This window comes from Rhizobium sp. 18055 (assembly GCF_902706285.1).
Lineage (GTDB): Bacteria > Pseudomonadota > Alphaproteobacteria > Rhizobiales > Rhizobiaceae > Rhizobium.
The window spans coordinates 1-601 of record NZ_CACSKD010000107.1; the positions used below are offsets into that span (position 1 = coordinate 1).

Sequence of the window (601 nt, forward strand, 5' to 3'; positions counted from 1 at the left end):
CGGCTCAAGGACGTGGCCGGCCAACTGCTCATCGCGGTACAGCGCGAAGCCTCCGCGCTCATGCAGGCGGTGCTGTCGGGCCTGCAGGACTTCCTGCGCTGGGCCAAGGCGCAATGGCGCAACTTCGTCAACGGGCTGGAGCTGATCGGCAAGATCCTGCAGGAGCAGTTCCAGCAGTTGGGACAGGTGCTGGCCTCCGCGCTCCAGAGCCTCGGCGCGCTGGCCGCCCAGGTGCAGCAGGCCATGGTGGCGCTGGGCTACGAGCTCGAGAAGGTGGTGAAGTGGGTCGGCGATCTCTTCGGCTGCCCGGTTTCGAAGGCGTCCAACGCCCTCCCGTGAAGCGGCGGCGGGCGGTGCATGCGCGGCCGCCCGCCCGCCCGAATTAATCGATCAGATTCTCTCACCCAGGGGAATGCGTAAATACCCTGCAATATCCCCGGCGGCCCGGAAAACTCAACGGAACCGGGATTGCGGCACCACCTGCAATTCACCGTCCAGTGAACCCAGATAGCCCGCCAGAGCCTTCAGCTCGGCGTTGGAGAACTGCTTGGCGATGCCCGCCATGATGGCGTTGGAACGCCCCACGGGGGCGTTGCCGTTC

The 601-nt window shown here is 66.1% G+C and carries 1 protein-coding gene; it reads left to right on the plus strand.

Annotation, left to right across the window (positions count from 1 at the left end; all coding sequences use genetic code 11):
- Positions 1-339: hypothetical protein (locus GVL52_RS31650; RefSeq protein WP_160012679.1), on the plus strand; the 339-nt coding region annotated here is incomplete at its 5' end.
- Positions 340-601 lie beyond the last annotated feature (262 nt).